General features: G+C 40.9%; 8 protein-coding genes, 1 tRNA gene and 2 pseudogenes. 4 read left to right on the top strand and 7 right to left on the bottom strand.

The window, feature by feature from the left end:
• Positions 1 to 46: 46 nt before the first annotated feature.
• Positions 47 to 646, bottom strand: coding sequence for a short chain dehydrogenase (locus ABD930_RS07235; protein WP_345231063.1), 600 nt, complete (start codon positions 644 to 646; stop codon positions 47 to 49).
• Between the two features lie 208 nt (positions 647 to 854).
• On the opposite strand from ABD930_RS07235, the pseudogene ABD930_RS07230 reads away from it, so the two are divergent.
• Both ABD930_RS07230 and ABD930_RS07225 read left to right on the top strand, forming a co-directional pair.
• A pseudogene (locus tag ABD930_RS07230) lies at positions 855 to 1,694 on the top strand (tyrosine-type recombinase/integrase).
• Positions 1,695 to 1,710: 16 nt separating this feature from the next.
• Complete coding sequence (locus ABD930_RS07225) at positions 1,711 to 1,941, top strand: hypothetical protein (RefSeq protein ID WP_345231062.1); 231 nt, start codon at positions 1,711 to 1,713, stop codon at positions 1,939 to 1,941.
• A 221-nt stretch (positions 1,942 to 2,162) separates the two neighbouring features.
• On the opposite strand, the gene ABD930_RS07220 is transcribed toward ABD930_RS07225, so the two are convergent.
• From ABD930_RS07220 to ABD930_RS07195, 6 genes and pseudogenes are all read right to left on the bottom strand, one after another.
• Entirely contained in the window at positions 2,163 to 3,149 is a 987-nt protein-coding gene (locus tag ABD930_RS07220) for a PDDEXK nuclease domain-containing protein (protein WP_345231061.1), read from the bottom strand.
• A 152-nt stretch (positions 3,150 to 3,301) separates the two neighbouring features.
• Positions 3,302 to 3,958, bottom strand: coding sequence for a hypothetical protein (locus tag ABD930_RS07215; protein ID WP_345231060.1), 657 nt, complete (start codon positions 3,956 to 3,958; stop codon positions 3,302 to 3,304).
• A 12-nt stretch (positions 3,959 to 3,970) separates the two neighbouring features.
• On the bottom strand, positions 3,971 to 4,930 hold the full coding sequence (locus ABD930_RS07210) for a relaxase/mobilization nuclease domain-containing protein (RefSeq protein ID WP_345231059.1): 960 nt from the start codon (positions 4,928 to 4,930) through the stop codon (positions 3,971 to 3,973).
• Entirely contained in the window at positions 4,920 to 5,300 is a 381-nt protein-coding gene (locus ABD930_RS07205) for a plasmid mobilization protein (protein ID WP_345231058.1), read from the bottom strand. The genes ABD930_RS07210 and ABD930_RS07205 overlap by 11 nt, the downstream gene beginning before the upstream one ends.
• 174 nt (positions 5,301 to 5,474) lie before the next feature.
• Positions 5,475 to 5,615: pseudogene (locus tag ABD930_RS07200) on the bottom strand (helix-turn-helix domain-containing protein); the annotation flags it as partial.
• Between the two features lie 94 nt (positions 5,616 to 5,709).
• Positions 5,710 to 5,783, bottom strand: a tRNA-Pro gene (locus ABD930_RS07195).
• Positions 5,784 to 6,013: 230 nt separating this feature from the next.
• Here ABD930_RS07195 and ABD930_RS07190 point away from each other — a divergent pair.
• Entirely contained in the window at positions 6,014 to 8,071 is a 2,058-nt protein-coding gene (locus tag ABD930_RS07190) for an alpha-amylase family protein (RefSeq protein ID WP_345231057.1), read from the top strand.
• A gap of 134 nt (positions 8,072 to 8,205) precedes the next feature.
• Complete coding sequence (locus tag ABD930_RS07185; RefSeq protein WP_345231056.1) at positions 8,206 to 8,571, top strand: DMT family protein; 366 nt, start codon at positions 8,206 to 8,208, stop codon at positions 8,569 to 8,571.
• Positions 8,572 to 8,592: the final 21 nt, after the last annotated feature.

The raw sequence follows: 8,592 nt of genomic DNA, 5'->3' as shown, positions 1-8,592 counted from the left end.
TGCACTTCACCCGCCATTTTGCCAATGCGATGTTAGCTGTAGCCTTTCAATACACTTTCAGAATTTGTCCGCTGATATTCTGCTCAATTGTTTTTTCATACGCTTCAATTAATTCATTCATAGAAACGGCTTTTAGTCCAGGGAATAAATGTCCAAACTCTTTTACCGAGTCTTCAATCATACTCGGACTGACAACGTTAATTCTTTGTCTCCTTGGCAATTCTATTGAAGCAGATAAAACAAAACTATGTAATGCGCCACTTATCATTCCACCAGCAGTTACGCCTTTATATGGAATATCCGCAAAAACTCCAGATGTCAATGTGAATGTACCATTGTCGTTGAGATATTTTTGCCCAAGCAATACCAAGTTTACTTGACCAAAAAGCTTTCCTTTAAAGTCTTGTAATAATTGGCTTTCCGTCAATTCAGAAAAATTGTCTAAAGGGCCAGAAGCTGCAATGCAAATACAAGCGTCAATATTTTGTATTTGTTTGTACATTTCTGTTATGGATTCTTCGGATGTTATGTCGACTCTTATATCACCGCTATTTCTTCCGGCGGTAATAATTTCATGTTTCTTTGATAGATGTGGAGTTAGTTTTTTCCCAATCGTACCATTTGCTCCAATTATTAATATTCTCATTTCTTTATACGTAGGATTTTGTAAAGGTTCCAGCTAACAATTCTTTTTCACGAAACTAATATACAAAATATTCGCAAATCCATCTCTATAGACGAATTGCGTGTCACAAGCATTAAATATAATACAATACGTTATTATTTAACCGTTTAATTAATTTAAAAATCATGAATAGCGAAACAAATCTTATTATTTCATCGTTATTGTTATTATGGAAAGCGAAGTTATATTGAAAACATTTCAAACAAAATTGAATACACAGAGATATGCCAAGAATACTATTAAGTCATATATGGACTATGCTAGCCTATTTTTGAAGCATCTCAATGAATATCCATCCTTAAAAGATGTGCCCGTGAGAGCTATAGAATCTTTCATCAATGAAAAAGTTCAAAAAGAGCAGATCAGTGTTTCCTATCAGAAAGGTTTAGTTGGAGCTATTAAGAAGCTATACGAATTGACACTTAACCAAAAGGTTCAGCTCGATTACTTATATCCCAAAAGATCGTTTTCTAAACTGCCCAAATTCTTTTCCAAAGAAGAAATTCGACAATTATTAGATAGCACCGACAATATTAAGCACAGAGCAATATTAATGACCATTTATAGTTGTGGCTTACGCCTAAACGAATTGCTGAACCTCAAGATAAAAGATATACGATCTTCTGAAAAGATTATCCGAATCAACCAAAGCAAAGGTAACAAAGACCGGATTGTATCCTTACCAGATAAATTACTGTAGATTTTAAGAGATTATTATTTGGTTTATAAACCTACAAACTACCTTTTTGAAGGAGAAAAAGGAAATCGATACAGTGAACGTAGTGTGCAACTTGTATTGAAAAAGTCATTAGCTAACGCGAAAATAAAAACCGAAGGCACAGTACATACATTACGTCATTCGTACGCTACACATTTAATTCAATCTGGTATTGATGTCCGAATTGTTCAGGAATTGCTCGGTCATGAAAATATAAAAACAACCATGATCTATACACACATTACCGATATTGATAAAAAGCGCACCCCTAGTCCACTTGATTTTTTATAAATTCTCCAAAAAACGCTTGACACGCATAATTTTATATAACCTATTCTATCTTAATATTGAGCTGAGAAATAAACATATTCAGTCCGAAATATGTCCGAAAATAGAAAAAACCACTGATAATCAGTGGCTTTTGTCGGGGTGGCAGGAAGACTCCATGCCTCCGCAAATATCTATCAATCAATTGGTTAAAAATCCTTTTGAAGAACCGCTCACCTTTTTGCTCACATACAGTTTGCTCGGTGATTGATACAAATATAACGGTCTAAACTAACAAAAGGAAACAATCAGCCACAAATTTTATCGGCTGGCGAAAGAAAGAGAATGCCCTATATGACACGCCAGCTTTTCACCGTAAATGCCCAAAGCGAGAACGGCCTCGGCCATGAGCGCAGGGGTTTCGCAGGCCGCAGATGTGCGGGGGGATTATTTCTTAGCAACATTCTAATAGAGAATAATTGCTTTTAACATTTATATATCTTCGGTATCGCTATTCTCAAAAATCTCGTGAAGTTTCTGTTGCAGTAGCTTTTTGTCGGGAAGCTGTGTTTGGTATTCGGAAACCATAGTAGGCGAAAGCGAACGGCTCAACGCATATTCTACTACTTCGCTGTCCTTGCCTTTGCAGAGCAAAATCCCAATACTCGGGTTTTCGTGAGGTTTTCTTACATCACGGTCTAACGCTTCCAAATAGAAATTGATTTGTCCCAAATGGTCGGGCTGAAATCTGTCGGCTTTCAGTTCAAATGCTACCAAACATTGCAAACCACGATGAAAAAATAGCAAATCAATATAAAAATCGCTGTTGCCTACCTGTACTTTATATTCTTCGTCAATAAACAGAAAATCCCTGCCCAATTCCAAGATGAAATTTTTCATCTGTTTGATTAAACCCTTTTGTATGTCACTTTCCTTGTGGTGTTCGGGCAGGTTTAGGAACTCAAGTACATAGCTGTCTTTGAAAGTGTTTGTTATATTGGCTTTAATTTCTCTCGGCAGTGTTGAGAGTTTTGCTTTGCCTATCATTGTTCGCTCAAACAGACTTGCGGAAATTTGGCGGTCAAGCTCCCTAACGCTGTAATTTTCTTTGACGCTCATACGCAAGTAAAATCCCCGCTCTTCTTCAGTTTTACAACGTGAAAAGATTGCCAAATTATGCGACCAACTAATTTCTCTCAACAGCGTTGAGAGTTTTGGAAAGTCTTTATAGGCTTCATAAAATTGTTTCATTCGCCAAAGGTTTTTATCTGAAAAACCCTTTATTTCGGGTTCATTGCGTTGTATATGTACGGCTAATTCCTTTACGACCGATTGCCCCCATTCGGAGCTTTCCACCCTTTTGCTGATATATTCGCCTATATTCCAATACAGGTTTATCAGTTCCGCATTTACGGCTTTTATGGCGTTGTAACGTGCTTGCTTTATTAGGTTTATGATGTCGGTAAATCTCTTGTCCATTTTTGACTGTATAAAGTACAAATTTAAGAATAATTGCTCCCAAAACGGTTTAAATGACGCATTTATCTACTGTATCGCCGACCGTATTATATACTTTTCTCTCCATTCGTTGAATGCCTGCGTTTGAAACCTTAATATCCACATGAACCTCATCATTTTAAGTTTTTGTCCTTTCGCTCTTTCAACCGTTGCAGTTCTTCCTTTGCCCGTTTTGCCTTTTCGTTGGACTGCCTTGCTTTTTCTTCGGCTTTTCTAATAGCAAGCAACCTTTCTTCCTCCTGCTTTACCCAAGCTTTAAATTCTTTGGGGCTTTCGCTGTATGTGGAGTCAATATCCAATGACACCTGTGGATAAAGCAACCTCACCATTCGGATTTTGATGTCGTTGTCTTGTAGAGCCGAATTTGACCGCCAAAGCTGTATGCTGGCGAAAAGAGAAAATACCGATACAAGCAACAGGGCAGCACCCGCAATGATATACGGTCGCTGTTGCCCTGTAAGGCGATGCTCCACATTGACTTTTATCTTCTGTGGCAATTCCATTATCATTTTTTCCGTCCTTTCCTGTTGTTCGGCAATGGCTGTAACGAGTTTACTACTTGTGGTAGCTTGGTTACGAAAAGCATCTTTCAGTCCGTTTAGCGTGTCATCCGTTATAATGCGTTCCAACTTTTCATTTATATGCGCAAGCTCCGCTGAATAATCTTTAGTCTCGGGTTTCTGTGTCTCAACTTGGTGCAGACGTTCGTTCATCTGCACCAATATATCCTGCGTGTCTTTCAGTATGGTCTGTAATTCCTGTTCGTTCATTTCTTTAGCGTTTTATCTGCTGATTCCTCTTGATTGTTCTTGCTCCGGTTTCTTTTTTTTCCTACGCCACATGGGGTCAGGCTCGGGTTCGGGGGTTACGGGAGTAAACGCGGCATCCAAAAACGCTCCAAGTAATCCCGTTGCCACTTCCAATCCCTGCGCTTTCGGTTCCTGTTGCCCAAGCACTTCCCTTATCTGGTCGGCAAGTGTACGGTTTTCCGTTGCGGACTGTGACATTTCAGTTCCTCGGTTTTGACCTAACTGTTTCTCCATATTGGCAAAACTGAATTTTCTATCAATAGCCGAGCCTTTGAATTTCACGCCGTCCTTTTCAAAGGAAATGCCCTGCACTTCCTTTGTTCCGCTACGGTATTTATAATGGATGCCGATACCCTGCCTTGCAAGCATCGTTTCCACCTGCTTCCATGTAGTGGCTTTTGCCATAATGGATTTAAGGGCATCGTGTATGGCATAGCGTAGCCTATCATTGCCCCGCAAGGCCTGTCTGTTTACCTGTGCCTTGTCCTTGCCGAAATGGTAGCCATACCGTTCGGTCATTTCCCTGCATACCTTTCTGCTTTTGTGCCAATGGTTGAAGTTGCCTATGGTATTCCCGTTATTGTCCACACGGTTATAGACGATATGCAAATGAGGGTGGTCTTTATCCGAATGCAGTACGGTCACATATTGGGTATTCTTGATGCCCATCCTTTCCATGTACTCCTTTGCGTGCTGTGCCATTTTCTCCAACGTGAGCTTTGTCCTGTCCTCGTTGCTCCAACTTAAGACGGTATGCCCTACGGCATTGCCAAGCTGTGGGCGCAACTTGCGTTGGGCGTTCAAATCGGCAATGATGGTCTTGGTGTCGTAATCCCTTACGCCTGCCGAATCCAAAACTTTCGATTGTTCACGTTCCAATAGGTAGCGGACACATCCGCCGAAACTTTTGCCTACGATTAGCTTAGCTATCATCTTTACCAATCCTTTCCATTAAACGCTCCACTTCGCCGAGTAACCTGCGCAGATCCGTCATGATTGACACCAGTCCATCCGTATGCGCCAACTTGGTCAACTGATTGAGGTTGTTTGCCATACCCGACAGGGTACGCAGGTGGTTGGCTTCATCCTTTGAAAGTCTCGGTATTATGACAGCCGTCCTGGCGGTCTTTCTGAACCATTCGCTTATGACCATTCCTGCACTCTTTGCCCTGCCCTCAATGGCGAGCCGTTCGGTAGGGGTCAAACGGACGACTAAAGAAACGCTACGGGTGATGGCTTTTTTAGGTCGTCCTCGTGTGCGTTTTTTCCCGTCCGTCTCTTTTTCTTTCGCCAGCATTTTCATTGACGAACCTTTCCAAGTTTACGGACTGCGACCATCGGGAGCATCCGCCGTTCCCCACTCTGCAGAGCGTGGGGAAACGGTTTTTTGCATCGCAAAAAAATAAACTTGCTCCCTACAAGTGGGATAGGAAAAGTGCTGTGGGTCGTACGCTCCCGCACCGTGGTTCTGTTCTCCCTATTCATCGCTTCCTCCATCCATCAGTTTTTGGATGTCTTCGTATTTGTAGTACATCAGTCCACCGATTTTGGTGTAGGGAAGCGTACCATTCACCCGCAGGTTTTGCAGCGTACCTGCCGATATGCCAAGTAGTTTGCGCNTATTCTATCTTAATATTGAGCTGAGAAATAAACATATTCAGTCCGAAATATGTCCGAAAATAGAAAAAACCACTGATAATCAGTGGCTTTTGTCGGGGTGGCAGGATTCGAACCTACGACCTCCACATCCCAAATGTGGCGCGATACCGGGCTACGCTACACCCCGATTAAGGTATTATCCTTAATGTGGTGCAAATATAACCTTATGTTTGGACTTGCCAAATAATATTTACACTGTAAAAAGTAACTCACTGAGTTAAAAACAGATATTTTTATAGGAACTCACATTACGCCTCACTTTAATATTAAAAATCCAATTTCAACAAACACCGCTTATACAATTGAGAATTTTCACTTAACTTGACCCACTGTTAACAGAGAAACGTGTCATCATAAATGGCTAAAAAACACAAACGGAGTAACTTGCGATTGGTGCGCCTTTTCATGCTACTCTCCATAATATCAACGGCACAGATTGTCCGCGCACAAAACGAAACAATTCTATTTGGTAAGCACAACGAACTGATTATCGACGGGCAAAGCGGACTATTTTCCATTAAGCATCAACAAAAAATTATTATCGATCATGCCTATGCCTCCTTTTCAACCAACCAAACGCTTTTCACTACTGGAACTTATTCCAGCCATCAGATTAAAACTGAAAAAATAAACGATCGCTTATTAGGTAAGGCCATTAAAGTCACCTTGATTTCAACAGCGGCAGGAAAACCAACTATGCGACAACTTTTCTACTGTTATGAAAATCAAGAATTTCTGATTACAGAGCTAGAAATAAGTGGGGCCGCATTACGTACCAACTATTTAGCTCCACTGATTACTCAAACTGCGCAGCTGTTAACCGAAGGAGATGTGAGATCGCTATTCGTTCCATTTGATAATGATACCTTTATATCCTATAATGCTAAACCGTTGAGTAAGCAAACCAACATTAGTGCTGAAATTGGAGCTATCTATGATAATAATTCTCGGCAAGGACTTATTTTAGGCTCGCTTAACCATATGACGTGGAAAACTGGAGTGAAAAGTGCAGGGCAAAACGCTTCCTTAAAACAACTGGAAATTTGGGCAGGTTATACCGACCCCGCTGTTACGCGCGATACTATGGAACACGGTTATTTACGTGGGAATACCATCAGTTCTCCTAAAATGTTTGTTGGCTATTTTTCCGACTGGCGCGACGGGATGGAGTGCTATGCCAAAGCTGGTCGCCTAGTAGAACCGCCATATATCCAGCCATGGATGAAAGCCACTCCTGTAGGCTGGAACAGCTGGGGCGTCATTCAGGATCATCTCAATTATGAAAAAGCAACCCAAATTGTCGATTTCTTTGACCGTAAAATTCCGCAGTTTAGAAATGAGGATAATACAGCCTATATCGATCTAGATTCTTACTGGGACAATATGATTAAAGGAGGCCTTTCCGGCGATTTAAGTCAGCTTAAAGCCTTTGTAAGTTATTGTCAAGCCAAGCATCTCGAACCAGGCGTATATTGGGCACCCTTCGCCGACTGGGGCTTTCGCGGAAACAAGGATCGTATTGCTGAAGGAAGCATATATACGTTTTCAGAAATGTGGACCAAAACAGCTAAAGGCTATCACGACATTGATGGTGCGCGTGCATTAGACCCAACACATCCGGGCACTCGGGCACGCATTCATTACGTTATTAATACACTTAAAGATTGCGGTTTTAAACTCATCAAAATCGATTTTCTCGGGCATGCAGCTGCCGAATCAACGAAATTTTATGATACTACTATCACCACTGGGATGCAGGCCTTTCGCTATGGCATGGAGTATCTTAGCGACGTACTCCACCATAGCATGCTTACCTACGCCGCGATCTCTCCTTCACTGGCTACGGCTCGTTATGCCCATGTGCGTAGGATAGCCTGTGACGCATTTAATACCATCGATCATAGTGCATACACCCTAAACAGTGTAAGTTATGGCTGGTGGCAAACGTATTTATACGATTATATAGATGCAGATCATTTAGTCTTTCACCAGACAAATGAAGGTACCCATCGGGCGCGTTTAATATCAGGGCTTATTACTGGCACCATAATCTTAGGCGATGATTACACCGTCCATGAAGATTGGCATGATCAGATCATCGAATGGCTGCAAAATCCAGCACTTAAACAAGTGTTCCATTCGGGAAAGGCATTCCGGCCGGTTGAAGGAAATACTGGCACAAAGAGTTCGACTCTTTTTATCCGACAAGATGGAGAAAACATTTATCTCGCTGTATTTAACTTTAAAAAGGGCCCCAATCATGTGGTAATAGACAAACATAGGCTGGGCTTATCACCAGCCGAAACGTATCAGTTATCCGAAATACTAAACCATAAAACAGAAATCCTGCGCACCACGCTAAACATAACATTTGAACAAGAGGGCGCCTATCTTTATCGTATACACAAGAAATAAATGGTGCATTTTCGATCAAGTTTCACACATAATCGAAAATATTTTTTGTTTTTAGCGACCACCAAAAACAACTGTTTATAGATAGAAAAAATGTGCAGCAAATTTCCTAACATTGCCTCATTATTTATAGAATTATGAAATATTTATCAACCATTGGTTTTCTCGTATTATCCAATATTTTTATGAATTTCGCTTGGTATGGTCACCTCAAATTCTTTCCAAAAGGCAACCATTCAACAACTCTTTGGCTGGTTATTTTGGTTAGCTGGGGCCTGGCTTTCTTCGAGTATTGTTTTCAAGTTCCGGCGAATCGCATGGGATATAACGGAAATGGCGGTCCTTTTTCCCTTGTACAGCTCAAAGTCATGCAAGAGGTTATAACGCTTGTTGTCTTTATGCTTTTTTCATTATTGGTTTTTAAGCAAGTCCAGTTTACCGTCAATCATCTCATCGGCTTTATATTACTGGTATTAGCAGTATATTTCATATTTAAGCCATAAACATCAAAAACAGTAACAGGA

It is taken from the genome of Olivibacter ginsenosidimutans (assembly GCF_039542865.1).
In the GTDB taxonomy this organism is placed as follows: Bacteria; Bacteroidota; Bacteroidia; order Sphingobacteriales; family Sphingobacteriaceae; genus Olivibacter; species Olivibacter ginsenosidimutans.
Note: the sequence above shows the minus strand (reverse complement) of the source record. Positions and strands in the feature narration are given on the sequence as shown.

Coding starts and splice junctions, on each gene's coding strand:
- ABD930_RS07220 (WP_345231061.1), bottom strand. CDS start 3,149: ATGGACAAGAGATTTACCGACATCATAAACCTAATAAAGCAAGCACGT.
- ABD930_RS07235 (WP_345231063.1), bottom strand. CDS start 646: ATGAGAATATTAATAATTGGAGCAAATGGTACGATTGGGAAAAAACTA.
- ABD930_RS07205 (WP_345231058.1), bottom strand. CDS start 5,300: ATGAAAATGCTGGCGAAAGAAAAAGAGACGGACGGGAAAAAACGCACA.
- ABD930_RS07185 (WP_345231056.1), top strand. CDS start 8,206: ATGAAATATTTATCAACCATTGGTTTTCTCGTATTATCCAATATTTTT.
- ABD930_RS07190 (WP_345231057.1), top strand. CDS start 6,014: ATGGCTAAAAAACACAAACGGAGTAACTTGCGATTGGTGCGCCTTTTC.
- ABD930_RS07215 (WP_345231060.1), bottom strand. CDS start 3,958: ATGAACGAACAGGAATTACAGACCATACTGAAAGACACGCAGGATATA.
- ABD930_RS07210 (WP_345231059.1), bottom strand. CDS start 4,930: ATGATAGCTAAGCTAATCGTAGGCAAAAGTTTCGGCGGATGTGTCCGC.